The organism is Streptomyces cirratus, from assembly GCF_014650775.1.
Classification (GTDB): Bacteria; Actinomycetota; Actinomycetes; order Streptomycetales; family Streptomycetaceae; genus Streptomyces; species Streptomyces cirratus.
Genome location: NZ_BMVP01000002.1, coordinates 260,586 through 284,196 on the forward strand (window position 1 = coordinate 260,586; position 23,611 = coordinate 284,196).

Genomic DNA, 23,611 nt, shown 5'->3' on the forward strand with positions numbered 1-23,611 from the left:
CCGACATGCTGATCCCTCGTAGGGTCAAGCACCGCAAGCAGCACCACCCGAAGCGCCGCGGTATGGCCAAGGGCGGTACTGAGGTCTCGTTCGGCGAGTACGGCATCCAGGCGCTGACCCCGGCGTACGTGACGAACCGCCAGATCGAGGCGGCTCGTATCGCGATGACCCGCCACATCAAGCGTGGCGGCAAGGTCTGGATCAACATCTACCCGGACCGTCCGCTGACGAAGAAGCCCGCCGAGACCCGCATGGGTTCCGGTAAGGGTTCTCCCGAGTGGTGGATCGCGAACGTGCACCCGGGCCGGGTCATGTTCGAGCTGTCCTACCCGAACGAGAAGATTGCTCGTGAGGCGCTCACCCGCGCTGCTCACAAGCTTCCGATGAAGTGCCGGATTGTTCGGCGCGAGGCAGGTGAGTCGTGATGGCGACGGGAACCAAGGCGTCCGAGCTGCGTGAGCTCGGCAACGAGGAGCTCGTTGGCAAGCTGCGCGAGGCCAAGGAAGAGCTGTTCAAGCTGCGCTTCCAGGCGGCCACGGGTCAGCTGGAGAACAACGGCCGGCTCAAGTCCGTCCGTAAGGACATCGCTCGCATCTACACCCTGATGCACGAGCGTGAGCTCGGTATCGAGACGGTGGAGAGCGCCTGATGAGCGAGAAGAACGTGACCGAGACCACTGAGCAGCGCGGTTTCCGCAAGACCCGCGAGGGTCTGGTCGTCAGCGACAAGATGGACAAGACCGTCGTCGTCGCCGTCGAGGACCGCGTCAAGCACGCCCTGTACGGCAAGGTCATCCGCCGTACGAACAAGCTCAAGGCTCACGACGAGCAGAACGCTGCCGGCGTCGGCGACCGCGTCCTCATCATGGAGACGCGTCCGCTGTCGGCGAGCAAGCGCTGGCGCATCGTCGAGATCCTCGAGAAGGCCAAGTAAGGAACCTCGCGCAAGCGAGTTCCGCCAGACATAGCCTGGGGGGTTTCCCTCAGGTCAGTTCCGCCAGGCTCGGTGAGGGGTTCCGGTAACGGACCCCTCACCGGGAACCGGCAGACAATCAGGAGATAGACGTGATCCAGCAGGAGTCGCGACTGCGTGTCGCCGACAACACTGGTGCCAAGGAAATCCTTTGCATCCGTGTTCTCGGTGGCTCCGGTCGCCGCTACGCGGGCATCGGTGACGTCATTGTCGCCACCGTCAAGGACGCGATCCCCGGTGGCAACGTGAAGAAGGGTGACGTCGTCAAGGCGGTCATCGTTCGCACCGTCAAGGAGCGCCGCCGCCAGGACGGCTCGTACATCCGCTTCGACGAGAACGCCGCTGTCATTCTCAAGAACGACGGCGACCCTCGCGGCACCCGTATCTTCGGCCCCGTGGGCCGTGAGCTGCGCGAGAAGAAGTTCATGAAGATCATCTCGCTCGCGCCGGAGGTGCTGTAAGCATGAAGATCAAGAAGGGCGACCTGGTCCAGGTCATCACCGGTAAGGACAAGGGCAAGCAGGGCAAGGTCATCGCGGCCATGCCCAGCGAGAACCGCGTCCTCGTCGAGGGTGTCAACCGGGTCAAGAAGCACACCAAGGCCGGTCAGACCGCTGGTGGTTCGCAGACCGGTGGCATCGTGATCACCGAGGCGCCGGTCCACGTCAGCAACGTTCAGCTGGTTGTGGAGAAGGACGGCCAGAAGGTCGTCACCCGCGTCGGCTACCGCTTCGACGACGAGGGCAACAAGATCCGCGTTGCCAAGCGGACGGGTGAGGACATCTGATGGCTACCACTCCGCGTCTCAAGACGAAGTACCGCGAGGACATCGCGGGCAAGCTGCGTGAGGAGTTCTCCTACGAGAACGTCATGCAGATCCCCGGCCTCGTGAAGATCGTGGTCAACATGGGTGTGGGCGACGCCGCCCGCGACTCCAAGCTGATCGACGGCGCCATCCGCGACCTGACGACGATCACCGGTCAGAAGCCGGCCGTCACGAAGGCCCGCAAGTCCATCGCGCAGTTCAAGCTGCGCGAGGGTCAGCCGATCGGCTGCCACGTCACCCTCCGTGGTGACCGCATGTGGGAGTTCCTGGACCGTACGCTGTCGCTCGCGCTGCCGCGTATCCGTGACTTCCGTGGTCTGTCGCCGAAGCAGTTCGACGGCCGTGGCAACTACACCTTCGGTCTCACGGAGCAGGTCATGTTCCACGAGATCGACCAGGACAAGATCGACCGTACCCGGGGTATGGACATCACCGTGGTCACCACGGCGACCAACGACGACGAGGGCCGTGCCCTCCTTCGTCACCTCGGCTTCCCCTTCAAGGAGGCGTAAGCGAGATGGCGAAGAAGGCTCTCATCGCGAAGGCTGCCCGCAAGCCCAAGTTCGGTGTGCGTGCGTACACCCGCTGCCAGCGCTGCGGTCGCCCCCACTCCGTGTACCGCAAGTTCGGCCTGTGCCGCGTCTGCCTTCGTGAGATGGCTCACCGTGGCGAGCTGCCGGGCGTGACCAAGAGCTCCTGGTAGTTCCCTCCGTCCGCAAGGACTTGGGAAGTTCCAGGCACTCTCGGTAAGCATCTGGTCGGCGGATGCCCGGCCGCGCATGCCTTAGGCTTGTGTGGTTGGGCGTCCGCCGCCCATAACGACTTACTACGCCGTAGGTCCCCGCACCGCACCCGTCCCGCCACTGAGTGGGGAGAGGGATGGCGCATACAGGAAACCCCGGCGAGAGAGGCCGAAGGCCACTTCATGACCATGACTGACCCGATCGCAGACATGCTGACCCGTCTGCGTAACGCTAACTCGGCGTACCACGACACCGTCGTGATGCCGCACAGCAAGATCAAGTCGCACATCGCAGAGATCCTCAAGCAGGAGGGTTTCATCACCGGCTGGAAGGTCGAGGACGCCGAGGTCGGCAAGAACCTCGTCCTCGAGCTGAAGTTCGGGCCGAACCGTGAGCGCTCCATCGCGGGCATCAAGCGGATCTCGAAGCCCGGTCTGCGCGTGTACGCGAAGTCCACCAACCTGCCCAAGGTGCTCGGCGGCCTGGGCGTGGCGATCATCTCCACGTCCCACGGTCTCCTCACCGGCCAGCAGGCAGGCAAGAAGGGCGTAGGTGGGGAAGTCCTCGCCTACGTCTGGTAGTCGGGAACGGAGGAAAAGCAATGTCGCGAATCGGCAAGCTCCCCATCCAGGTTCCCGCCGGTGTGGACGTCACCATCGATGGCCGCACGGTCGCGGTGAAGGGCCCCAAGGGTTCCCTCTCGCACACCGTCGCTGCGCCCATCGCCGTCGCCAAGGGTGAGGACGGCGTCCTGAACGTCATCCGCCCGAACGACGAGCGTCAGAACAAGGCCCTCCACGGCCTGTCCCGCACGCTGGTGGCGAACATGATCACCGGTGTGACCACGGGATACGTCAAGGCTCTCGAAATCAGCGGTGTCGGTTACCGCGTCGCCGCGAAGGGCTCCGACCTGGAGTTCCAGCTTGGCTACAGCCACCCGATCCTGATCGAGGCGCCCGAGGGCATCTCCTTCAAGGTCGAGTCGCCCACCAAGTTCACGGTCGAGGGCATCGACAAGCAGAAGGTCGGCGAGGTCGCCGCCAACATCCGCAAGCTGCGGAAGCCCGACCCGTACAAGGCCAAGGGTGTCAAGTACGCCGGCGAAGTCATCCGCCGCAAGGTCGGAAAGGCTGGTAAGTAGCCATGGCATACGGTGTGAAGATCGCCAAGGGCGACGCGTACAAGCGCGCTGCCAAGGCTCGCCGCCACATCCGCATCCGCAAGAACGTCTCGGGTACGGCGGAGCGTCCGCGCCTCGTCGTGACGCGTTCCAACCGCAACATCGTTGCTCAGGTCATCGACGACCTCCAGGGTCACACCCTGGCGTCCGCGTCGACCCTGGACGCTTCGATCCGCGGTGGCGAAGGCGACAAGAGCGCCCAGGCCCAGGCTGTCGGCGCGCTCGTCGCCGAGCGTGCCAAGGCCGCGGGTGTCGAGACCGTCGTGTTCGACCGCGGTGGCAACCGATACGCCGGGCGCATTGCCGCTCTGGCTGACGCCGCCCGCGAAGCCGGGCTGAAGTTCTAAGCCCCGGTTCCGGGACTCACGGACGTAACAGAGAGAGGTAATCCAATGGCTGGACCCCAGCGCCGCGGAAGCGGTGCCGGTGGCGGCGAGCGGCGGGACCGGAAGGGTCGCGACGGTGGCCCTGCCGCCGAGAAGACCGCTTACGTTGAGCGCGTTGTCGCGATCAACCGCGTCGCCAAGGTTGTCAAGGGTGGTCGCCGCTTCAGCTTCACCGCGCTGGTCGTGGTGGGCGACGGTGACGGCACTGTAGGTGTCGGTTACGGCAAGGCCAAGGAAGTTCCCGCGGCCATCGCCAAGGGTGTCGAGGAAGCCAAGAAGAACTTCTTCAAGGTTCCGCGCATCCAGGGCACCATCCCTCACCCGATCCAGGGCGAGAAGGCCGCGGGCGTCGTCCTGCTCAAGCCGGCTTCCCCCGGTACCGGTGTTATCGCCGGTGGCCCGGTGCGCGCCGTTCTGGAGTGCGCCGGCGTTCACGACATCCTGTCGAAGTCCCTGGGCTCCGACAACGCGATCAACATCGTGCACGCGACCGTGGCGGCCCTCCAGGGCCTGCAGCGTCCCGAGGAGATCGCGGCTCGCCGTGGTCTGCCCCTCGAGGACGTCGCCCCCGCGGCTCTGCTTCGTGCGCGTGCTGGGGCGGGTGTGTGATGGCCCGCCTCAAGATCACGCAGACGAAGTCGTACATCGGCAGCAAGCAGAACCACCGCGACACTCTGCGTTCGCTCGGGCTCAAGCGCCTGAACGACGTGGTCGTCAAGGAGGACCGCCCCGAGTTCCGCGGAATGGTGCAGACCGTCCGCCACCTCGTGACGGTTGAGGAGGTTGACTAATCATGGCTGAGAACAGCCCGCTGAAGGCCCACAACCTCCGTCCCGCCCCCGGCGCCAAGACCGCGAAGACCCGTGTCGGTCGTGGTGAGGCGTCGAAGGGTAAGACGGCCGGTCGTGGTACGAAGGGCCAGAAGGCCCGTTACCAGATCCCGCAGCGCTTCGAGGGTGGGCAGATGCCCCTCCACATGCGTCTGCCGAAGCTCAAGGGCTTCAAGAACCCGTTCCGCACCGAGTTCCAGGTTGTCAACCTGGACAAGCTCGGCGCTCTCTACCCCGAGGGTGGAGAGGTCACGGTGGCCGACCTGGTCGCCAAGGGCGCGGTGCGCAAGAACAGCCTCGTCAAGGTCCTGGGCCAGGGCGAGATCTCCGTGGCGCTGACGGTTTCGGTTGACGCCGTTTCCGCCTCCGCCAAGGAGAAGATTGCCGCTGCCGGCGGCAGCGTCACCGAGCTCGTCTAAGACGAACTCACGTGACAAATAGCTAAAACCCGACCGGGGATGCCTCACATATGGGGCATCCCCGGTTGGTCGTTCCACGGGGGGCGCAGTCGCCGGTAAGGTGGCCTGCACCTTTGCTTGTACGTATTCACCGATCCCTCAGACCGTCACCTCTGACGCAGTAGCGCGGGGGTCGCAGGAGGCACCGTGCTCACCGCGTTCGCCCGGGCGTTCAAGACGCCCGACCTGCGCAAGAAGCTGCTCTTCACGCTCGCCATCATCGTGCTGTTCCGCCTCGGGTCCCACATCCCGGTCCCCGGCGTGAACTACAAGAACGTTCAGTTCTGTGTGGACCAGGCAGGGACCGGCAACAGCCTGTTCGGCCTCGTCAACATGTTCAGCGGTGGCGCACTGCTGCAGATCACGATCTTCGCGCTCGGAATCATGCCGTACATCACGGCGAGCATCATCCTGCAGCTGCTGACCGTGGTCATCCCGAAGCTGGAGAACCTCAAGAAAGAGGGGCAGTCCGGCACGGCGAAGATCACCCAGTACACGCGTTACCTGACGGTCGCGCTGGCGATCCTCCAGGGCACGGGTCTGGTGGCCACCGCCAAGACGGGCGCGCTCTTCGGGTCCTGTCAGCTCCGCACCGAGATCGTCTCGGACCGCTCGATCTTCACCATGATCACGATGGTGCTCACCATGACCGCCGGCACCTGTGTCGTCATGTGGCTCGGCGAGCTGATCACCGACCGCGGCATCGGCAACGGCATGTCGATCCTGATGTTCATCTCGATCGCGGCCGGCTTCATCGGCGCCATGTGGCAGATCAAGCTCCAGGGCAAGATCGCTGATGGATGGGTCGAGTTCGGCGTGGTGATCCTCGTCGGCCTGGCGATGGTGGCCCTGGTGGTCTTCGTCGAACAGGCGCAGCGCAGGATCCCGGTCCAGTACGCGAAGCGCATGATCGGGCGCCGCGCGTACGGCGGCACGTCGACCTACATCCCGCTCAAGGTGAACCAGGCCGGTGTCATCCCGGTCATCTTCGCCTCGTCGTTGCTGTACATCCCGGCACTGGTCGTGCAGTTCAGCGGCTCGACGGCGGGCTGGGCGACCTGGATCCAGAAGCACTTCGTCAAGGGCGACCACCCGTACTACATCGCGGCCTACTTCCTCCTGATCGTGTTCTTCGCGTTCTTCTACGTGGCGATCTCGTTCAACCCCGAGGAAGTTGCAGACAACATGAAGAAGTATGGTGGGTTCATCCCGGGCATCCGCGCCGGCCGGCCTACCGCCGAGTACCTGAGCTACGTACTCAACCGGATCACCTGGCCGGGGTCGCTGTACCTGGGTCTGATCGCTCTCGTGCCGACAATGGCGTTGGCGGGCTTCGGAGCGAACCAGAACTTCCCGTTCGGCGGGACGAGCATCCTCATCATCGTGGGTGTGGGTCTGGAAACCGTGAAGCAGATCGAGAGCCAGCTCCAGCAGCGTAATTACGAAGGGTTCCTCCGCTGATGCGTATCGTCCTCGTCGGGCCCCCCGGCGCCGGCAAGGGAACACAGGCCGCGTTCCTCGCCAAGAACCTGTCGATCCCGCACATCTCCACGGGTGACCTGTTCCGCGCCAACATCAGCCAGGGCACCGAGCTCGGCAAGAGCGCGAAGTCGTACATGGACGCGGGTGAGCTCGTCCCGGACTCGGTCACCATCGGCATGGCAAAGGACCGGATGGAGCAGCCCGACGCCGCGAACGGCTTCCTGCTCGACGGCTTCCCGCGCAACCTCTCGCAGGCCGAGGCGCTCGACGAGATCCTCAAGGCCGCCGGGCTCAGCCTGGACGCCGTCCTCGACCTGGAGGTCGAGGAGGACGAGGTCGTCAAGCGCATCGCGGGCCGCCGGACCTGCCGCAACGACTCCGCGCACGTCTTCCACGTGACGTACGCGCCGCCGAAGACCGCCGACGTCTGCGACCACTGCGGCGGCGAGCTGTACCAGCGCGGCGACGACTCCGAGGCCACGGTCCGCAACCGGCTGGCCGTCTACCACGCGGAGACCGAGCCGATCATCGACTACTACAAGGCCCAGGGCCTCGTGTCGACCATCCCCGCCCTCGGTGAGGTCGCGGACGTCACGCGACGCGCGATGGACGCCTTGAAGAAGTAGTCCCTCTGTTGTGCAGGTAACGGCCGCGGTGTCCGAGAGACACCGCGGCCGTACTGTTGAGAAGTCCGATTTCAGAAGGTGGAAGGCCGTTCCATGGTGCAGCTCAAGACGCCCGAGCAGATCGCGAAGATGCGCGAGGCGGGGCTGGTCGTCGCCGCGATCCACGCGGCGACCCGTGAGGCGGCCGTGCCGGGCGCCACGACGCGGGACCTGGACATGGTGGCCCGCAAGGTCATCGCGGACGCCGGCGCGAAGTCGAACTTCCTCGGCTACGGCGGTTTCCCCGCGACGATCTGCACGTCCGTGAACGAGGTCGTCGTCCACGGCATCCCGGACGACAAGACCGTCCTCAAGGACGGCGACATCATCTCGATCGACGCGGGCGCGATCGTGGACGGCTGGCACGGCGACGCCGCGTACACGGCGTTCGTGGGCACCGGTCACGCTCCGGAGCTGATCCAGCTCTCTCGGGTGACCGAGGAGTCGATGTGGGCCGGCATCGCCGCGATGAAGCTCGGCAACCGCCTGGTGGACATCTCGAAGGCGATCGAGGGCTACATCCGCCGCCAGCCGCGTCCGGCCACCGGCAAGTACGGGATCATCGAGGACTACGGCGGCCACGGCATCGGCTCCGAGATGCACATGGACCCCCACCTGCTGAACTACGTCTCGCGCAAGCGGGGCAAGGGCATCAAGCTGGTCCCGGGCGTGTGCCTGGCGATCGAGCCGATGGTCTCGCTGGGCACCGCCCACACGGAGGTCCTGGCGGACGACTGGACGGTCATCACCACCGACGGCACGTGGTCCTCGCACTGGGAGCACTCGATCGCCCTGACCGAGGAGGGCCCGATCGTCCTGACGAGCCCGGACTGCGGCAAGGCGAAGCTGGCGGAGTACGGCATCACGACGGCGCCCGACCCGTTGGGCTAGCGGCGCCGTGCGGGCGGCACGGGCGAGAGGTGCCGCTCGATTAATGATCTAAGGTGTGGGGCAAACTTCCCGGATTCGTCTTTCTGGGGGCCCTGCCGTAGACTGACTCGTCGGCTCCTTTGCATCCGCATGTCCTCATGTGGAGCATGGAGCTGATCAAGGTAGCCGATTCGAAAGGCGAAGCGTGGCCAAGAAGCAAGGTGCCATCGAGATCGAGGGCACCGTGATCGAGTCCCTCCCGAACGCGATGTTCAAGGTGGAACTGCAGAACGGTCACAAGGTCCTCGCGCACATCAGCGGCAAGATGCGGATGCACTACATCCGCATCCTCCCCGATGACCGGGTCGTGGTGGAGCTGTCTCCGTACGACCTGACGCGTGGCCGGATCGTCTACCGATACAAGTAGATCTTGTCCTCACTCCCGACCGGCCGTCTGGTCCGGCGCGGGTGGTGGCACTGACCCGGAGAACCTCACCAACATGAAGGTCAAGCCGAGCGTCAAGAAGATCTGCGACAAGTGCAAGGTGATCCGCCGTCACGGCCGGGTCATGGTCATCTGCGACAACCTGCGCCACAAGCAGCGCCAGGGCTGACGCACGCCGACCGACCTGCCTTCCGCAGTTCTTCGCGCGACGTAAGAAAACGTACATACGCAGAACCCGCCCAGCCCCGTAGGGGCCGGCGGCACCTCCGGCGGGGGCCGGGGACCCGGACGTACCACCACCCATCAGGAGTGGTCGGCGGTCGGGAACGGTTCTGCGGAAGACCCCCGAACACACAGGAGCCATTGAATGGCACGCGTTTCCGGTGTTGACATCCCGCGCGAAAAGCGTGTGGAGATCGCACTCACCTACGTCTTCGGTATCGGGCGCACCCGGTCCAAGGAGATCCTCGCCTCCACCGGCGTGAACCCGAACACCCGCGTTCGTGACCTGGCCGAAGAGGACCTGGTCAAGATCCGCGAGTACGTGGACGCCAACCTCCGTACCGAGGGTGACCTCCGCCGCGAGATCCAGGCCGACATCCGTCGCAAGGTCGAGATCCAGTGCTACCAGGGCATCCGCCACCGTCGTGGCCTGCCGGTGCACGGTCAGCGCACCAGCACGAACGCGCGTACCCGCAAGGGCCCGCGTCGCGCGATCGCCGGTAAGAAGAAGCCGGGCAAGAAGTAGTCCTGTTCAGCGGTCTTGCGCTGTAGGACCGACCACCTCCCGTAGGAGATTTAGATGCCCCCCAAGGGTCGTCAGGGCGCTGCCAAGAAGGTGCGCCGCAAGGAAAAGAAGAACGTCGCTCACGGGCACGCCCACATCAAGAGCACGTTCAACAACACCATCGTCTCGATCACGGACCCCTCGGGCAACGTGATCTCCTGGGCCTCCGCCGGCCACGTCGGCTTCAAGGGCTCGCGCAAGTCCACCCCCTTCGCCGCGCAGATGGCCGCCGAGTCGGCCGCCCGCCGCGCGCAGGAGCACGGCATGCGCAAGGTTGACGTCTTCGTCAAGGGTCCCGGCTCCGGCCGCGAGACCGCGATCCGCTCCCTGCAGGCCACCGGCCTGGAGGTCGGCTCCATCCAGGACGTCACCCCCACCCCGCACAACGGCTGCCGTCCGCCGAAGCGCCGCCGCGTCTGACGCAGCGGACGCACGCGTGCGTCTTTGAGTGTCCGGGCGGTACGACCCCTTCGGGGGCCGTACCGCCCGTACCCTTGCAGTACCCAGCAGTACATGTCGGGCGTCAAATAGTGGGCGTCCACGACTGAAGGAACACAGACATGCTTATCGCTCAGCGTCCCTCGCTGACCGAAGAGGTCGTAGACGAGTACCGCTCGCGGTTCGTGATCGAGCCGCTGGAGCCGGGCTTCGGCTACACCCTCGGCAACTCCCTGCGCCGCACGCTCCTGTCCTCGATCCCGGGTGCCGCCGTCACCAGCATCCGCGTGGACGGCGTCCTGCACGAGTTCACCACCGTGCCGGGTGTCAAGGAAGACGTCACCGACATCATCCTCAACATCAAGCAGCTGGTCGTCTCCTCGGAGCACGACGAGCCGGTCGTGATGTACCTGCGCAAGCAGGGTCCCGGCCTGGTCACCGCTGCCGACATCGCCCCCCCGGCGGGTGTCGAGGTGCACAACCCGGACCTGGTCCTCGCCACGCTCAACGGCAAGGGCAAGCTGGAGATGGAGCTGACCGTCGAGCGCGGTCGCGGCTACGTCTCCGCCGTCCAGAACAAGCAGCTGGGCCAGGAGATCGGCCGCATCCCGGTCGACTCCATCTACAGCCCGGTCCTCAAGGTCACCTACAAGGTCGAGGCGACCCGAGTCGAGCAGCGCACCGACTTCGACAAGCTGATCGTCGACGTCGAGACCAAGCAGGCCATGCGCCCGCGCGACGCCATGGCGTCCGCCGGCAAGACCCTGGTCGAGCTGTTCGGTCTGGCGCGCGAGCTCAACATCGACGCCGAGGGCATCGACATGGGCCCGTCCCCCACGGACGCCGCCCTGGCCGCCGACCTGGCGCTGCCGATCGAGGAGCTCGAGCTCACGGTCCGCTCGTACAACTGCCTCAAGCGCGAGGGCATCCACTCCGTGGGTGAGCTCGTGGCGCGTTCCGAGGCCGACCTGCTCGACATCCGCAACTTCGGTGCGAAGTCGATCGACGAGGTCAAGGCGAAGCTGGCCGGCATGGGCCTGGCCCTCAAGGACAGCCCGCCCGGATTCGACCCGACCGCCGCCGCCGACGCCTTCGGCGCGGACGACGACGCCGACGCCGGCTTCGTCGAGACCGAGCAGTACTGATTCTTCCCGTCGCCGGCGGCCGGGGTCCTCGGGCCCCGATCGCCGGCCGGGCTCGATCGAGACTTTCCCGGGGCAGCCGCTCCGGGGGAACTGACACCGGTACCTGACACGGCCGGTGCAGATATGAAGGAGTAACACCATGCCGCGTCCCGCAAAGGGTGCCCGCCTGGGCGGCAGCGCCGCGCACGAGAAGCACCTCCTCGCGAACCTCGCGAAGGCGCTCTTCGAGCACGGCCGCATCACCACCACCGAGGCCAAGGCCCGTCGCCTGCGTCCCTACGCCGAGCGTCTGGTCACCAAGGCCAAGAAGGGCGACATCCACAACCGTCGCCTGGTGCTGCAGACGATCACGGACAAGAGCATCGTGCACACGCTGTTCACCGAGATCGCCCCGCGCTACGAGAACCGCCCCGGTGGTTACACGCGCATCACCAAGATCGGCAACCGTCGTGGCGACAACGCCCCGATGGCGGTCATCGAGCTGGTCGAGGCCCTGACCGTCGCCCAGCAGGCCACCGGTGAGGCCGAGGCCGCCACCAAGCGTGCCGCGAAGGACGCCGAGGCCGTGGCCGAGGCTCCCGCCGCCGAGGAGACCAAGGAGGCCTGATCCCGCTCCGGGATCGAGCTTGCTTGATCGGCTCTGAACGGGCCCGCCCCCTCCCGGGGCGGGCCCGTTCTGCATTCGTTCGAAAGACGCAGCTGAGAGGATCTGTCACGTGAGTGACGAGGTGGAGCCCGGACACGTCCGGGTACGGCTGGACCTGTCCTACGACGGCAAGGACTTCTCCGGCTGGGCGAAGCAGCGCGAGCTGCGGACCGTGCAGGGAGAGCTGGAGTCGGCCCTGCGGACCGTGATGCGGCTGCCGGAGCCGGTGGAGCTGACCGTGGCCGGGCGCACCGACGCCGGCGTGCACGCGCGCGGGCAGGTCGCCCAGTTCGACGTGCGCGAGGAGGTGTGGGCCGAGCACCACGACAAGCTGCTGCGCCGCCTCGCGGGGCGGCTGCCGCACGACGTACGGGTGTGGAAGGCCGCGCGGGCCCCCGAGGGCTTCAACGCGCGGTTCTCGGCCGTCTGGCGCCGCTACGCCTACCGGGTGGGCGACCACCAGGCCGGGGTGGACCCGCTGCGCCGCGGGCACGTGCTGTGGCACCAGTGGCCGCTGGACGTGGACGCCATGAACGAGGCGTCCGCCGCGCTGCTCGGCGAGCACGACTTCGCCGCGTACTGCAAGAAGCGCGAGGGCGCCACGACCATCCGTACGCTCCAGCAGCTCAGCTGGGAGCGCGCGCAGGACGGCGTCATCACCGCGACGGTGCGCGCCGACGCCTTCTGCCACAACATGGTCCGCTCGCTGGTCGGGGCGATGCTGCACGTGGGCGACGGACACCGGCCCGCGACCTGGCCCGGCGAGGTCCTGCGGGCCGCCGTACGCGACTCCTCGGTGCACGTCGTCAAGCCACACGGGCTGACGCTGGAGGAGGTCGGCTACCCGGCGGACGAGCTGCTGGCGGCCCGGAGCAAGGAGGCGCGCAACATGCGCACCCTGCCGGGGGCCGGCTGCTGCTGACCCCCGCTAATCCGTTTGGGCGGATCGCGGCCGGACCTGGACAATGCGCCCCATGGGACATCTCGAAGCCAGCCACCTGGAGTACTACCTTCCCGACGGACGGGTGCTGCTCCCCGACGTCTCCTTCCGCGTGGGGGAGGGGGCGGTCGTCGCCCTCGTAGGGGCGAACGGGGCCGGCAAGACCACGCTGCTGAAGCTGATCTCCGGCGAGCTCCAGCCGCACGGCGGGGCGGTCACCCACAGCGGCGGTCTCGGCGTGATGTCCCAGTTCGTGGGCTCGGTCCGGGACGAGACGACCGTCCGCGACCTGCTGGTCTCGGTGGCGCAGCCGCGGATCCGGGAGGCGGCGAGGGCCGTGGACCGGGCCGAGGCGCTGATCCTCACGGTCGACGACGAGGCCGCCCAGATGGGCTACGCCCAGGCGCTCAGCGACTGGGCCGACGTGCGGGGGTACGAGGCGGAAACCTTGTGGGACGTCTGCACCATGGCCGCGCTGGGGATCCCGTACGACTCCGCCCAGTTCCGCGAGGTGCGCACGCTCTCCGGCGGTGAGCAGAAGCGGCTCGTCCTGGAGGCGCTGCTGCGCGGGCCGGACGAGGTGCTGCTGCTCGACGAGCCGGACAACTACCTCGACGTCCCGGGCAAGCGCTGGCTGGAGGAGCAGCTGCGGACCACCCGCAAGACGGTCCTGTTCGTCTCCCACGACCGGGAGCTGCTGACCCAGGCCGCCCAGAAGATCATCAGCCTGGAGGCGAGCCCGATGGGCTCCGACGTCTGGGTGCACGGCGCGGGCTTCGGCACCTACCACGAGGCCCGCAAGGAGCGCTTCGCACGGTTCGAGGAGCTCAAGCGGCGCTGGGACGAGGAGCACGCCCGGCTGAAGGCGCTGGTGCTGCGGCTGCGCAACCAGGCCGCGAGCAGCCCCGACATGGCCTCGCGCTACCGGGCGATGCAGACCCGCTTCCAGAAGTTCGAGGAGGCCGGCCCGCCGCCGGAGCCGCCGCGGGAGCAGGACATCACGATGCGGCTCAAGGGCGGCCGTACGGGGGTGCGCGCGCTGACGGTGGAGAACCTGGAGCTGACCGGCCTGATGAAGCCGTTCTCGCTGGAGGTCTTCTACGGGGAGCGGGTCGCGGTGCTCGGCTCGAACGGCTCCGGCAAGTCGCACTTCCTGCGGCTGCTGGCGGGCGAGGACGTCAAGCACACCGGTGGCTGGAAGCTGGGCGCACGGGTGGTTCCCGGCCACTTCGCGCAAACGCACGCCCATCCGGAGCTGTTCGGTCGCACGCTCGTCGACATCCTGTGGACGGAGGCGGCCAAGCCCCTGGGCCCGGCGATGGGGGCCCTGCGCCGCTACGAGCTGGAGCGGCAGGCGGAGCAGCCGTTCGAGAAGCTGTCGGGCGGCCAGCAGGCGCGGTTCCAGATCCTGCTGCTGGAACTGGCCGGCACCACGGCGCTGCTGCTGGACGAGCCGACGGACAACCTGGACCTGGAGTCGGCGGAGGCCCTCCAGGACGGCCTGGAGGCGTACGACGGCACGGTGCTGTGCGTGACGCACGACCGCTGGTTCGCGCGAACATTTGACCGTTACTTGGTCTTCGGTTCAGACGGTGTTGTACGGGAGACTCAGGAGCCGGTCTGGGACGAACGTAGGGTCGAGCGCGTGCGTTGAGGGGGTGAACCGCCCCCCGCGGGGTCGAGGGAGGCGTTGTGGGGCTGCGGCCTAGCATCTGGCTCATGAAGTGGGACCGCCCGGTTTCGGCCGGGCGGCGGGTCGACTGGCTGCTGCGGCCGGCGCCCCGCTCCTGGTGGGCCGTCTCCCTCGTGATCCTCCTGGCGATCGCCGTCTCCACGAGCCTGCGGGAGAACTGGGGCTCGGACAACGCCTTCGTGGTGAAGGCGGCGGACGCGCTGCTGGCGGGGAAGTCCCCGTACGAGGACAAGCGCTTCCTCTACCTGCCGAGCGCCGTGATCATGGCGGTGCCGGAGGCGCTGGTGCCGACGTGGGCACTGCGCTGGCTGCTGCCGCTCGGGATGACCGCGCTGATCGGCGTCGGCTGGTGGGCGGCGCTGAGGCTGTTCTCCGTACCGGTGCGCTCCCGGTTCGCGGTCGGCGGCTTCGGGCTGTTCGCGCTGGCCTACAAGCCGTACCTGAACCTGGTGCTGATCGGGAACTGGACGGCGATCTCGGCGGCCGCGCTGCCGCTGGCGCTGCTGCTCGCGCACCGGCGCGCCTGGGGGCCGGCGGGTCTGGTGGTGGGGCTGGCCATCGCCTGCAAGCCGATGCTCGTACCGATCGGGCTGCTGTTCGTACTGGCCCGGCAGTGGCGGGGGCTGGCCGTGGCGGTGCTGGTCCCGGTCGCCGTGTCGCTGGCGGGGGCGCTGATGATGCCGAGCCCGACGCTGTTCTTCACCAAGACGCTGCCGTTCCTCTTCCAGGGGCAGGACGCGTACGCGCTGCCGTGGGACGCCTCGCCGATCGCGGTGCTGCCGCGGCTGGGGGTGCCGCAGCCGGTCGCGGTGCTGCTGACGGGGGCGGGGGCGCTGGGCGGGCTGGTCGCGGCGTGGCGGCGGTGGCGGCGCACGGACGGTCCGGGGGACGCGGACGGGGGAGAGCTGCGGCTCGCGGAGACGGCCTGCATGGTGATGCTCGCCGCATTCCTGGTCTCGCGGCCGTCCTTCGACCACTACCTGCTGGTGGTGCTCCCGCTGCTGCTGGCGTCGGGGGTGCGGCCGGGTTCGATGCCCCGCTCGCCCTGGTTCTGGCTGGCCCTGACGCCCCAGGTGGCGCTGTTGCCGTGGCCGTCCGAGCTGGGCCACAAGCGGCGCGCGTTCAAGGACTGCGCGACCCTGTGCGGGCTCGCGATCATGCTGGCGCGTCGAGCGCTGCGTTCCGTTCGGGTTACCCTGTATCCAGTAACAACTGCGGGGTCCCCACCCAGGACCGAACCGGAGTGCGCCGCGACGCCAGCAGCATCGGCATCGCGGACCGCGTTTTGACCCGTACGGGTCCTCTTGGGTACTCTGCTGGTTTGTTATGCGTATTGGCTTGCTCATTCTCACGTGAAAGGGCCTTACGCCGGTCCACCGGGCCGATGACCAGCGGTTCACTCGGGTTGCGTCCCCGATGTGAGCGAGGGCTGTCGTGATCGTCCGTGGTGACCCTGTCAGGACCTTCCCGTGGGGTTTGCGCCCCTGGGATACCACCACTGAAGAAGCGAAGGCATACGCGTGCGTACGTTCAGCCCCAAGCCCGGCGACATCTCGCGCCAGTGGCTCGTCATTGACGCCCAGGACGTAGTCCTCGGCCGTCTGGCGACCCAGGCCGCTGCCCTCCTGCGGGGCAAGCACAAGCCGACCTATGCGCCCCACATGGACATGGGCGACTTCGTCATCATCGTCAACGCCGACAAGGTTCACCTGTCCGGCAACAAGGCGTCCCAGAAGATGGCGTACCGCCACTCCGGCTTCCCGGGTGGTCTGCGTTCCGTGCGTTACGACGACCTCCTGGCGAACAACCCGGAGAAGGCCGTCGAGAAGGCCGTCAAGGGCATGCTCCCCAAGAACACCCTGGGCCGTCAGATGCTCTCGAAGCTGAAGGTCTACTCGGGCGACCAGCACCCCCACGCTGCCCAGCAGCCGGTGCCGTTCGAGATCACCCAGGTCGCGCAGTAGTTCCGGCCACCCCCTAAGACGTAGAGAATTCTGAGGAGAATCGTGGCCGAGACCACCGTCGAGACCCCCATCGAGGGCGACGAGACGTACGACGCTGTTACCACTTTCGAGTCCGAGGCGCCGGAGGGCGACTACACCTCCGAGTCCCTCGCCGGCCGCTTCGGTGACCCGCAGCCGGCCGCCGGCCTGGGTCGTCGCAAGAACGCCATCGCGCGCGTCCGGATCGTCCCGGGCACCGGCAAGTGGAAGATCAACGGTCGCACCCTTGAGGACTACTTCCCCAACAAGGTGCACCAGCAGGAAGTCAACGAGCCGTTCAAGCTCCTGGAGCTGGACAACCGTTACGACGTCATCGCCCGCATCTCGGGTGGCGGCGTCTCCGGCCAGGCCGGCGCCCTGCGCCTCGGCGTGGCCCGTGCGCTGAACGAGGCGGACGTCGACAACAACCGCCCGGCGCTCAAGAAGGCCGGCTTCCTCTCCCGCGACGACCGTGCGGTCGAGCGCAAGAAGGCCGGTCTCAAGAAGGCCCGTAAGGCTCCGCAGTACAGCAAGCGTTAATCTGCGCCTGCTGTTCTGCAACGAAACCGCCCCGGCAGCACTCTCTGTGCTGCCGGGGCGGTTCGTTTACCGCCACAAGCGGCACATACCTGTCACACAGCGGCACTAAGCGAAGCGTGAACTCGGGAGGACAACAGTGGGACGACTCTTCGGGACGGACGGTGTACGAGGCGTCGCCAACGCGGATCTGACGGCCGAGCTCGCGCTCGGTCTCTCCGTGGCGGCCGCGCACGTACTGGCGGAGGCGGGCACCTTCGCCGGTCACCGGGCCACCGCCGTGGTCGGCCGGGACCCCCGCGCTTCCGGCGAGTTCCTGGAGGCCGCGGTCGTCGCGGGCCTCGCGAGCGCGGGCGTGGACGTCCTGCGCGTCGGTGTGCTGCCCACCCCGGCGGTGGCGTATCTCACCGGTGCGCTGGGCGCCGACCTCGGCGTGATGCTGTCCGCCAGCCACAACGCGATGCCGGACAACGGCATCAAGTTCTTCGCGCGGGGCGGGCACAAGCTCGCCGACGAACTGGAGGACCGGATCGAGGCCGTCTACGACGAGCACCGCACCGGCGCCCCCTGGGACCGGCCCACCGGCGCGGGCGTCGGCCGGGTCTCGGACTACACCGAGGGCTTCGAGAAGTACGTCGCCCACCTGATCGGGGCCCTCCCCAACCGCATCGAAGGCCTCAAGGTCGTCCTGGACGAGGCCCACGGCGCGGCCGCGTACGTCTCCCCCGAGGCCTTCGCCCGGGCCGGTGCGGAGATCATCACGATCGGCGCGGAGCCCGACGGCCTGAACATCAACGACGGCTGCGGCTCCACCCACCTCGCTCTGCTCAAGCAGGCCGTCGTCGAGCACGGGGCCGACTTCGGCATCGCGCACGACGGCGACGCCGACCGCTGCCTGGCCGTGGACGCCTCCGGCGCGGAGGTCGACGGGGACCAGATCCTCGCGGTGCTGGCCATGGCCATGCGCGAGGCGGGACAGCTGCGCGAGAACACCGTGGTCGGCACCGTGATGTCGAACCTGGGCTTCAAGCTGGCCATGGAGGCCGAGGGCATCCAGGTCGTGCAGACCGGGGTCGGCGACCGCTACGTGCTGGAGTCGATGAAGGAGCACGGGTACGCGCTCGGCGGCGAGCAGTCCGGCCACGTGATCATCCTCGACCACGCGACGACCGGCGACGGCACCCTGACCGGGCTGCTGCTGGCGGCCCGCGTCGCGGCCACCGGGCGGTCCCTGGCGGAGCTGGCGGGTGTGATGCAGCGGCTGCCGCAGGTGCTGATCAACGTGCCCGACGTGGACAAGTCCCGCGTCGGCACCTCCGGCGAGCTGGCGGCCGCGGTGGGCGAAGCCGAGCGCGAGCTGGGCGCCACCGGGCGGGTGCTGCTGCGTCCCTCGGGTACGGAGCCGCTCGTACGGGTGATGGTGGAGGCCGCCGACATCGAGCAGGCCCGTGCCGTCGCGGGACGCCTCGCGGACGTCGTCAAGTCGGCGCTCGGCTAGGGGGTGTCAGTCCCCGTCGGGATCCGTGAGCCCCGTCGCCCCTCGCGGGTGGCGGGGCTCAGGCCTTTGCGGGCGGGGTGCGGCGCAGGCGGCCGCGCCGGGTGCGCCACAGCAGCTTCTGCGCGTACAGGGTCAGGGTGCCGGCCAGCACGATCGCGCCCAGGTTCACCAGCAGCTGCTCCGCCGAGCCCCACGTCTGGTCCACGTCGCCGTAGCTGAGGGCCACCGCGGCGTTGGCGGCCGCCGGGACGGTGGTCACCGAGATCGCCACGCCGACCAGCGCTCCGGACTTGGCGGAGGTCAGGGACAGCACGCCGACGACCCCGGCGAGCAGGGCCACCACGAAGGAGAACGGGTCCGGCTGCCAGATGAAGCTGGTGTTGGGGCGCGGTTGCTCCAGCATCGACTGCTCGAACAGGCCCAGCGCGTCCATCACCAGGCTGAACAGGGTGGTCGCGGCCATGCCGACGGCGAAGCCGACCAGCAGGGCGAGCAGGGAGCGCGCGGCCGGTTTGGGGGCCCGGCGGACCAGGCCGGTGCAGACGCCGGCGAGCGGGCCGAACTCCGGCCCGACGGCCATCGCGCCCACGATCAGGATGGCGTTGTCCAGGACCACGCCGCAGGCCGCGATCAGCATCGCGACGATCATGAACGCGGTGTAGGTGATCGTGAGGGTCGACTCCTCGTGGGTCGCATCGCTCAGCTGCTCCCACAGCACGGCGTCGACCCCCTCGCCGGGCGCCTCCTCCTCGGCCCGGTCGGCGCTCTTGGAGAGGGTCAGGTCGATGTCCTCGACGGTGATCGAGCCGTCCTCGTCGATGCCGAGCTCCCGCAGCGCGTGCAGCAGCTCGTCGCCCGCCTCGCGCGCGACGTCGCAGGTGACGACGTCACCGGCGGGGACGAGGGCCGCGCCGGTCAGCACCACCAGGTGGGTGGTGCCGACGGACTCCTCGATGAGGCGCAGTACGGCGTGCGTCCGGTCGGGCGGGGTGATCATCCGCAGGTGCAGCATGCCCGAACAGTAGCTTTCACAGCTTGCGCAGGCTGAGCTTCTGCACCTTGTGGTCGGGGCCCTTGCGCACGACGAGGGTGGCGCGGCCCCGGGTCGGGGCCACGTTCTCCATCAGGTTGGGCCTGTTGATGGTCCGCCACATCGTCTGCGCGTACTCCAGGGCCTCCTCCTCGGAGACCTGCGTGTACTTGCGGAAGTAGGAGAAAGGATTCTGGAAGGCGGTCTCGCGCAGTTTCCGGAACCGGTTGAGGTACCAGCGCTCGATGTCCTCGGGGCGCGCGTCCACGTACACGCTGAAGTCGAAGTAGTCGGCGAGACCCACCCGGGTCCGGCCGTCCTTGCCGGGAAGGGCCGGCTGGAGGACGTTGAGCCCCTCGACGATGAGGATGTCCGGGCGGCGGACGACGAGCTGCTCGCCGGGGACGATGTCGTAGATCAGGTGCGAGTAGACCGGGGCCGTGACCTCGTCCTTGCCCGCTTTGATGTCGGCGACGAAGCGGGTGAGCGCGCGGCGGTCGTACGACTCGGGGAAACCCTTGCGGGCGGTCAGGCCGCGGCGCTGGAGTTCCTTCATCGGGTACAGGAAGCCGTCGGTGGTGACGAGCTCGACGCGGGGGTGCTCGGGCCAGCGGGCGAGCAGGGCCTGGAGCAGACGGGCCACGGTGGACTTGCCGACGGCGACGGAGCCGGCGACCCCTATGACGAAGGGGGTCCCCTGCTGGGCGCCGTGGCCGTTGCCGGCGTCGCCGAGGAAGGTGTTGAGGGTGCCGCGGAGGTTGCTGGTGGCGCCGACGTAGAGGTTCAGGAGGCGGGAGAGCGGGAGGTAGACGTCGCGGACCTCGTCGAGGTCGATGACGTCGCCCAGGCCGCGCAGCCGCTCGACCTCGTCGGCGGTGAGCGGCAGGGGGGTGCGCTCGCGCAGGGCGCTCCATTCGGCCCGGGTCAGGTCGACGTAGGGGGAGGCCTCGGCGGGCCGGCGGTGGCCGGCGCGGTCCGTTGCGCGGCCCGGCGTGCTTCGTGGCGGCGAAGTGATCACAAAGCCATTGTCGGGGCTCGCACTCGCTTATGGGTGGTGTGGTCGGTCACGTGGGGAGCGGGCCGGGGGCGCGGCGTGCACGGCCGGATCTCGATTGGAGTGTCGTGTCGGTCTCGCGGCGGTCACGATTGGCGGGGGTGTGTGAAAACCGGATCGTCCGATCGTCCTTCCACCCGTACATTGCTGATCGCCGCAGCTCCGGTGCGCGCCTCTGACCGAGGGTGCCGACCGGGGCTGCCTCTGTGTGTTCCTTGTTCCGGGGGAGATTTTTTCGTGCGTACCGTGCTCGTCCGTCGTGCCGTCCTGACCGCCTCGGCGGTGTCCCTGGCCCTGCTGGCCACCGCCTGCGGGTCGGGCAGGGCCCATGGTGCCAAGGCCGACTTCAAGGCCGGCTCCCAGACCGGCTCCCAGGCGTCCGCCGGGGCTTCGGGCGCGGTTGCGGCGGGCCCCAAGGGGAAGACGGCGGCCGAGCTGGGCACGCTGCTGGTCACCCAGGCGGACCTGCCGGACCACAAGCTGGAGCCGGTGACGGACGGCGAGGCGCAGAACGACCCGATCGAGACCGACAAGGCCGCCTGCAAGGCGCTGGCCCAGGCCGAGGGCATGCAGCCGATCGGCACGTCCGCCGCGGTCGCCCGTGTCGTCGCCAGCGGGAAGCCCCGGCCGGGGGCCGTGGGCGGCGGTGCGGCGCAGCAGCCGGCAGCGGCCGTGGGCGCCGGCCTCAAGGTGACGGCCACGTCGGTCGCTCTGGTGTCCTACGACGGCAAGGGCGCCGAGGAGGCCATCGCCGCCGTCAAGGACGGCGTCCAGGCGTGTGCGGACGGCTTCTCGGTGACGCAGGCCGGGGAGAAGACGGACGTCGACGGAGTCAAGGCCGACACCCCGCTCTCCGGCGGCGACGAGGTGGTCTCCTTCAACACCGTGATGGACCTGGGGGACGGCGACAAGAACGTGACCCGGGTGGTGGTCCTGCGCAAGGGCAACACCCTCGCGACGTTCACCGCGCTGAGCCTGAGCGGCGAGGCCGAGCAGCCGAAGGCCGTCGTGGACGCGCAGGCGAAGAAGCTCGGCTGACGGGCTGACCCGGGCTCAGGCGTCAACCCCGCTCCGGCACATTCGCCGGGGCGGGGTTTTCGTCCTGTTCAGGTACGGGGCAGGAGCCCGGCATCGGCGTACCCTGCCGCCTATGTGCGGAATTGTGGGTTACGTGGGAGCGCAGTCGGCGCTCGATGTGGTCATCGCCGGACTCAAGCGGCTGGAGTACCGCGGCTACGACTCGGCCGGTGTCGCCGTGCTCGCGGACGGGGGACTCGACTCCGTCAAGAAGGCCGGCAAGCTGGTCAACCTGGAGAAGGAACTGGTCGGGCATCCGCTGCCGGCCGGGTCCACGGGCCTCGGGCACACCCGGTGGGCGACCCACGGCGGGCCCACCGACGTCAACGCCCATCCGCACCTCGACAACGCGGGGCGCGTGGCGGTCGTGCACAACGGGATCATCGAGAACTTCGCCGAGCTGCGTGCCGAACTCGCCGAGCGCGGCCACAAGCTGGAGTCCGAGACGGACACCGAGGTCGTGGCGCACCTGCTCGCCGAGCAGTTCGACGCCGCCTCCGGGGACCTGGCGGAGGCCATGCGGCGGGTCTGCCGGCGGCTGCATGGCGCGTTCACGCTGGTCGCGGTGCACGCCGACGCGCCGGAGGTGGTGGTCGGCGCGCGCCGGAACTCCCCCTTGGTGGTGGGCGTCGGGGAGGGTGAGAACTTCCTCGCCTCGGACGTGGCCGCGTTCATCGCCCACACGCGGTCCGCGATCGAGCTGGGGCAGGACCAGGTCGTCGAGCTCCGCCGCGAAGGGGTGACGGTGACCAACTTCGACGGTTCGGTCGCGACGGTGCGGGCGTACCACGTGGACTGGGACGCCTCGGCGGCCGAGAAGGGGGGATACGACTACTTCATGCTCAAGGAGATCGCCGAGCAGCCGAAGGCTGTCGCCGACACCCTCCTGGGCAGGATCGACGCGAGCGGCCTGCTGACCCTGGACGAGGTGCGCATCCCCGCCTCGGTGCTCCGCGAGGTCGACAAGGTCGTGATCGTGGCGTGCGGTACGGCGTACCACGCGGGCATGATCGCGAAGCTGGCCATCGAGCACTGGACCCGCATCCCGTGCGAGACGGAGCTGGCCAGCGAGTTCCGCTACCGTGACCCGATCCTGGACCAGCGGACGCTGGTGATCGCGATCTCGCAGTCCGGCGAGACCATGGACACCCTGATGGCGCTGCGGCACGCGCGCGAGCAGGGCGCCAAGGTGCTGGCCGTCTGCAACACGAACGGGTCGACGATCCCCCGCGAATCGGACGCCGTGCTGTACACGCACGCCGGTCCGGAGGTGGCCGTCGCCTCGACCAAGGCGTTCCTGACGCAGCTGGTGGCCTGCTATCTGGTCGCGCTCTACCTCGGGCAGGTACGGGGCACGAAGTGGGGCGACGAGATCCGCGCGGTGATCCGGGAGCTGTCGGACATCGCCGCGGCGGTGGACACGGTGCTGGAGACGATGGAGCCGGTACGGGCGCTGGCGCGTTCGCTGGCCGACAAGAACACGGTGCTGTTCCTCGGGCGCCACGTCGGGTACCCGGTGGCGCTGGAGGGTGCGCTCAAGCTCAAGGAGCTGGCGTACATGCACGCGGAGGGCTTCGCGGCCGGCGAGCTCAAGCACGGACCGATCGCGCTGATCGAGGAGGACCTGCCGGTGGTGGTCGTGGTGCCGTCGCCGCGCGGGCGCTCGGTGCTGCACGACAAGATCGTGTCGAACATCCAGGAGATCCGGGCCCGCGGGGCTCGTACGATCGTGATCGCGGAGGAGGGTGACGAGGCGGTGGTCCCGTACGCGGACCACCTGATCCGCATCCCGGCCACCCCGACACTGCTCCAGCCGCTGGTGGCGGCGGTGCCGTTGCAGGTGTTCGCGTGCGAGCTGGCGACCGCGCGGGGCAACGAGGTGGACCAGCCGCGTAACCTCGCCAAATCCGTCACGGTCGAATAGGGG

32 protein-coding genes are annotated in these 23,611 nt (G+C 68.3%); 30 read left to right on the forward strand and 2 right to left on the reverse strand.

Features of this window, described 5'->3' with window-relative positions; all coding sequences use genetic code 11:
- The first annotated feature begins 5 nt into the window (after positions 1-5).
- The 28 genes from rplP (at position 6) to glmM (ending at position 18,523) form a co-directional block, all read left to right on the forward strand.
- Positions 6-425 carry a 50S ribosomal protein L16 gene (rplP, locus tag IE207_RS06095; RefSeq protein ID WP_030026326.1) on the forward strand — a complete coding sequence of 140 codons (420 nt, stop codon included), beginning with the start codon at positions 6-8 and terminating at the stop codon, positions 423-425.
- Entirely contained in the window at positions 425-649 is a 225-nt protein-coding gene (gene rpmC, locus IE207_RS06100) for a 50S ribosomal protein L29 (protein ID WP_008739703.1), read from the forward strand. The genes rplP and rpmC overlap by 1 nt, the downstream gene beginning before the upstream one ends.
- The gene (gene rpsQ, locus IE207_RS06105) at positions 649-933 is read left to right on the forward strand and encodes a 30S ribosomal protein S17 (RefSeq protein ID WP_008739702.1); all 285 of its coding nucleotides are present in this window, start codon (positions 649-651) and stop codon (positions 931-933) included. The genes rpmC and rpsQ overlap by 1 nt, the downstream gene beginning before the upstream one ends.
- A 131-nt stretch (positions 934-1,064) precedes the next feature.
- Complete coding sequence (gene rplN / locus IE207_RS06110) at positions 1,065-1,433, forward strand: 50S ribosomal protein L14 (RefSeq protein WP_003956455.1); 369 nt, start codon at positions 1,065-1,067, stop codon at positions 1,431-1,433.
- Between the two features lie 2 nt (positions 1,434-1,435).
- Positions 1,436-1,759, forward strand: coding sequence for a 50S ribosomal protein L24 (gene rplX / locus IE207_RS06115; protein ID WP_136213229.1), 324 nt, complete (start codon positions 1,436-1,438; stop codon positions 1,757-1,759).
- Positions 1,759-2,310: a 50S ribosomal protein L5 gene (rplE, locus tag IE207_RS06120; RefSeq protein ID WP_030298216.1), complete on the forward strand. Its 552-nt coding sequence runs from the start codon at positions 1,759-1,761 to the stop codon at positions 2,308-2,310. The genes rplX and rplE overlap by 1 nt, the downstream gene beginning before the upstream one ends.
- Before the next feature lie 5 nt (positions 2,311-2,315).
- On the forward strand, positions 2,316-2,501 hold the full coding sequence (locus IE207_RS06125) for a type Z 30S ribosomal protein S14 (protein ID WP_003956452.1): 186 nt from the start codon (positions 2,316-2,318) through the stop codon (positions 2,499-2,501).
- A 222-nt stretch (positions 2,502-2,723) separates the two neighbouring features.
- On the forward strand, positions 2,724-3,122 hold the full coding sequence (gene rpsH, locus IE207_RS06130) for a 30S ribosomal protein S8 (RefSeq protein WP_007265911.1): 399 nt from the start codon (positions 2,724-2,726) through the stop codon (positions 3,120-3,122).
- A 20-nt stretch (positions 3,123-3,142) separates the two neighbouring features.
- Positions 3,143-3,682, forward strand: a complete 540-nt coding sequence (gene rplF / locus IE207_RS06135; RefSeq protein ID WP_053682616.1) for a 50S ribosomal protein L6 — start codon at positions 3,143-3,145, stop codon at positions 3,680-3,682.
- A 2-nt stretch (positions 3,683-3,684) separates the two neighbouring features.
- Positions 3,685-4,068 carry a 50S ribosomal protein L18 gene (gene rplR / locus IE207_RS06140; protein WP_030026334.1) on the forward strand — a complete coding sequence of 128 codons (384 nt, stop codon included), beginning with the start codon at positions 3,685-3,687 and terminating at the stop codon, positions 4,066-4,068.
- Positions 4,069-4,113: 45 nt separating this feature from the next.
- Positions 4,114-4,716, forward strand: a complete 603-nt coding sequence (gene rpsE, locus IE207_RS06145) for a 30S ribosomal protein S5 (RefSeq protein ID WP_190183000.1) — start codon at positions 4,114-4,116, stop codon at positions 4,714-4,716.
- The gene (gene rpmD, locus IE207_RS06150) at positions 4,716-4,898 is read left to right on the forward strand and encodes a 50S ribosomal protein L30 (RefSeq protein ID WP_053682614.1); all 183 of its coding nucleotides are present in this window, start codon (positions 4,716-4,718) and stop codon (positions 4,896-4,898) included. The genes rpsE and rpmD overlap by 1 nt, the downstream gene beginning before the upstream one ends.
- A 2-nt stretch (positions 4,899-4,900) precedes the next feature.
- The gene (rplO, locus tag IE207_RS06155) at positions 4,901-5,356 is read left to right on the forward strand and encodes a 50S ribosomal protein L15 (RefSeq protein ID WP_190183001.1); all 456 of its coding nucleotides are present in this window, start codon (positions 4,901-4,903) and stop codon (positions 5,354-5,356) included.
- 186 nt (positions 5,357-5,542) lie between these two features.
- Positions 5,543-6,856 carry a preprotein translocase subunit SecY gene (gene secY / locus IE207_RS06160; RefSeq protein ID WP_190183002.1) on the forward strand — a complete coding sequence of 438 codons (1,314 nt, stop codon included), beginning with the start codon at positions 5,543-5,545 and terminating at the stop codon, positions 6,854-6,856.
- On the forward strand, positions 6,856-7,503 hold the full coding sequence (locus tag IE207_RS06165; RefSeq protein WP_190183003.1) for an adenylate kinase: 648 nt from the start codon (positions 6,856-6,858) through the stop codon (positions 7,501-7,503). Before secY ends, IE207_RS06165 begins: the two co-directional genes overlap by 1 nt.
- A 93-nt stretch (positions 7,504-7,596) precedes the next feature.
- Positions 7,597-8,433, forward strand: a complete 837-nt coding sequence (gene map / locus IE207_RS06170) for a type I methionyl aminopeptidase (protein WP_190183004.1) — start codon at positions 7,597-7,599, stop codon at positions 8,431-8,433.
- 184 nt (positions 8,434-8,617) lie between these two features.
- Positions 8,618-8,839, forward strand: a complete 222-nt coding sequence (infA, locus tag IE207_RS06175) for a translation initiation factor IF-1 (protein WP_003956442.1) — start codon at positions 8,618-8,620, stop codon at positions 8,837-8,839.
- Between the two features lie 73 nt (positions 8,840-8,912).
- Complete coding sequence (rpmJ, locus tag IE207_RS06180; protein WP_003956441.1) at positions 8,913-9,026, forward strand: 50S ribosomal protein L36; 114 nt, start codon at positions 8,913-8,915, stop codon at positions 9,024-9,026.
- 198 nt (positions 9,027-9,224) lie between these two features.
- Positions 9,225-9,605, forward strand: a complete 381-nt coding sequence (gene rpsM / locus IE207_RS06185) for a 30S ribosomal protein S13 (protein WP_030710357.1) — start codon at positions 9,225-9,227, stop codon at positions 9,603-9,605.
- A 54-nt stretch (positions 9,606-9,659) separates the two neighbouring features.
- The gene (gene rpsK / locus IE207_RS06190) at positions 9,660-10,064 is read left to right on the forward strand and encodes a 30S ribosomal protein S11 (protein ID WP_003956432.1); all 405 of its coding nucleotides are present in this window, start codon (positions 9,660-9,662) and stop codon (positions 10,062-10,064) included.
- A gap of 140 nt (positions 10,065-10,204) precedes the next feature.
- Complete coding sequence (locus tag IE207_RS06195; RefSeq protein WP_007265920.1) at positions 10,205-11,227, forward strand: DNA-directed RNA polymerase subunit alpha; 1,023 nt, start codon at positions 10,205-10,207, stop codon at positions 11,225-11,227.
- 139 nt (positions 11,228-11,366) lie between these two features.
- Positions 11,367-11,834, forward strand: a complete 468-nt coding sequence (gene rplQ, locus IE207_RS06200; protein WP_030298228.1) for a 50S ribosomal protein L17 — start codon at positions 11,367-11,369, stop codon at positions 11,832-11,834.
- A gap of 109 nt (positions 11,835-11,943) precedes the next feature.
- Positions 11,944-12,795, forward strand: a complete 852-nt coding sequence (truA, locus tag IE207_RS06205; RefSeq protein WP_190183005.1) for a tRNA pseudouridine(38-40) synthase TruA — start codon at positions 11,944-11,946, stop codon at positions 12,793-12,795.
- 52 nt (positions 12,796-12,847) lie between these two features.
- Positions 12,848-14,467 carry an ABC-F family ATP-binding cassette domain-containing protein gene (locus tag IE207_RS06210; RefSeq protein WP_373304672.1) on the forward strand — a complete coding sequence of 540 codons (1,620 nt, stop codon included), beginning with the start codon at positions 12,848-12,850 and terminating at the stop codon, positions 14,465-14,467.
- 65 nt (positions 14,468-14,532) lie between these two features.
- On the forward strand, positions 14,533-15,795 hold the full coding sequence (locus tag IE207_RS06215; RefSeq protein ID WP_190183007.1) for a glycosyltransferase family 87 protein: 1,263 nt from the start codon (positions 14,533-14,535) through the stop codon (positions 15,793-15,795).
- A gap of 231 nt (positions 15,796-16,026) precedes the next feature.
- A complete protein-coding gene (gene rplM, locus IE207_RS06220; protein ID WP_136213237.1) occupies positions 16,027-16,470 on the forward strand; it encodes a 50S ribosomal protein L13 in 444 nt (147 codons plus the stop codon).
- A gap of 42 nt (positions 16,471-16,512) precedes the next feature.
- Positions 16,513-17,028 carry a 30S ribosomal protein S9 gene (rpsI, locus tag IE207_RS06225; protein WP_190183008.1) on the forward strand — a complete coding sequence of 172 codons (516 nt, stop codon included), beginning with the start codon at positions 16,513-16,515 and terminating at the stop codon, positions 17,026-17,028.
- A 136-nt stretch (positions 17,029-17,164) separates the two neighbouring features.
- Positions 17,165-18,523 carry a phosphoglucosamine mutase gene (gene glmM, locus IE207_RS06230; RefSeq protein WP_190183009.1) on the forward strand — a complete coding sequence of 453 codons (1,359 nt, stop codon included), beginning with the start codon at positions 17,165-17,167 and terminating at the stop codon, positions 18,521-18,523.
- A 58-nt stretch (positions 18,524-18,581) separates the two neighbouring features.
- Here glmM and IE207_RS06235 read toward each other — a convergent pair whose 3' ends face one another.
- Together IE207_RS06235 and coaA are read right to left on the reverse strand one after the other, a co-directional pair.
- The gene (locus tag IE207_RS06235) at positions 18,582-19,535 is read right to left on the reverse strand and encodes a DUF389 domain-containing protein (RefSeq protein ID WP_190183010.1); all 954 of its coding nucleotides are present in this window, start codon (positions 19,533-19,535) and stop codon (positions 18,582-18,584) included.
- 16 nt (positions 19,536-19,551) lie between these two features.
- Positions 19,552-20,571 (reverse strand): type I pantothenate kinase, encoded by a 1,020-nt coding sequence (coaA, locus tag IE207_RS06240; protein WP_190183011.1) that lies wholly within the window; start codon positions 20,569-20,571, stop codon positions 19,552-19,554.
- Between the two features lie 273 nt (positions 20,572-20,844).
- Here coaA and IE207_RS06245 point away from each other — a divergent pair, with 273 nt between their 5' ends.
- Both IE207_RS06245 and glmS read left to right on the forward strand, forming a co-directional pair.
- Positions 20,845-21,645, forward strand: coding sequence for a hypothetical protein (locus tag IE207_RS06245; RefSeq protein WP_190183012.1), 801 nt, complete (start codon positions 20,845-20,847; stop codon positions 21,643-21,645).
- Positions 21,646-21,757: 112 nt separating this feature from the next.
- Entirely contained in the window at positions 21,758-23,608 is a 1,851-nt protein-coding gene (gene glmS, locus IE207_RS06250; RefSeq protein ID WP_190183013.1) for a glutamine--fructose-6-phosphate transaminase (isomerizing), read from the forward strand.
- Positions 23,609-23,611: the final 3 nt, after the last annotated feature.

Bases quoted from the DNA above. Each gene is read 5' to 3' on its own strand.
- rpsQ (WP_008739702.1), top strand. From the start codon at position 649: ATGAGCGAGAAGAACGTGACCGAGACCACTGAGCAGCGCGGTTTCCGC.
- rpsE (WP_190183000.1), top strand. From the start codon at position 4,114: ATGGCTGGACCCCAGCGCCGCGGAAGCGGTGCCGGTGGCGGCGAGCGG.
- rplE (WP_030298216.1), top strand. From the start codon at position 1,759: ATGGCTACCACTCCGCGTCTCAAGACGAAGTACCGCGAGGACATCGCG.
- rpsH (WP_007265911.1), top strand. From the start codon at position 2,724: ATGACCATGACTGACCCGATCGCAGACATGCTGACCCGTCTGCGTAAC.
- IE207_RS06195 (WP_007265920.1), top strand. From the start codon at position 10,205: ATGCTTATCGCTCAGCGTCCCTCGCTGACCGAAGAGGTCGTAGACGAG.
- rpmD (WP_053682614.1), top strand. From the start codon at position 4,716: ATGGCCCGCCTCAAGATCACGCAGACGAAGTCGTACATCGGCAGCAAG.
- IE207_RS06235 (WP_190183010.1), bottom strand. From the start codon at position 19,535: ATGCTGCACCTGCGGATGATCACCCCGCCCGACCGGACGCACGCCGTA.
- IE207_RS06125 (WP_003956452.1), top strand. From the start codon at position 2,316: ATGGCGAAGAAGGCTCTCATCGCGAAGGCTGCCCGCAAGCCCAAGTTC.
- IE207_RS06215 (WP_190183007.1), top strand. From the start codon at position 14,533: ATGAAGTGGGACCGCCCGGTTTCGGCCGGGCGGCGGGTCGACTGGCTG.
- IE207_RS06165 (WP_190183003.1), top strand. From the start codon at position 6,856: ATGCGTATCGTCCTCGTCGGGCCCCCCGGCGCCGGCAAGGGAACACAG.
- rplQ (WP_030298228.1), top strand. From the start codon at position 11,367: ATGCCGCGTCCCGCAAAGGGTGCCCGCCTGGGCGGCAGCGCCGCGCAC.
- rpsK (WP_003956432.1), top strand. From the start codon at position 9,660: ATGCCCCCCAAGGGTCGTCAGGGCGCTGCCAAGAAGGTGCGCCGCAAG.
- rpmC (WP_008739703.1), top strand. From the start codon at position 425: ATGGCGACGGGAACCAAGGCGTCCGAGCTGCGTGAGCTCGGCAACGAG.
- rplX (WP_136213229.1), top strand. From the start codon at position 1,436: ATGAAGATCAAGAAGGGCGACCTGGTCCAGGTCATCACCGGTAAGGAC.
- map (WP_190183004.1), top strand. From the start codon at position 7,597: ATGGTGCAGCTCAAGACGCCCGAGCAGATCGCGAAGATGCGCGAGGCG.
- IE207_RS06210 (WP_373304672.1), top strand. From the start codon at position 12,848: ATGGGACATCTCGAAGCCAGCCACCTGGAGTACTACCTTCCCGACGGA.
- glmS (WP_190183013.1), top strand. From the start codon at position 21,758: ATGTGCGGAATTGTGGGTTACGTGGGAGCGCAGTCGGCGCTCGATGTG.
- rpsM (WP_030710357.1), top strand. From the start codon at position 9,225: ATGGCACGCGTTTCCGGTGTTGACATCCCGCGCGAAAAGCGTGTGGAG.
- rpmJ (WP_003956441.1), top strand. From the start codon at position 8,913: ATGAAGGTCAAGCCGAGCGTCAAGAAGATCTGCGACAAGTGCAAGGTG.
- rplF (WP_053682616.1), top strand. From the start codon at position 3,143: ATGTCGCGAATCGGCAAGCTCCCCATCCAGGTTCCCGCCGGTGTGGAC.
- rplR (WP_030026334.1), top strand. From the start codon at position 3,685: ATGGCATACGGTGTGAAGATCGCCAAGGGCGACGCGTACAAGCGCGCT.
- rplP (WP_030026326.1), top strand. From the start codon at position 6: ATGCTGATCCCTCGTAGGGTCAAGCACCGCAAGCAGCACCACCCGAAG.
- rplO (WP_190183001.1), top strand. From the start codon at position 4,901: ATGGCTGAGAACAGCCCGCTGAAGGCCCACAACCTCCGTCCCGCCCCC.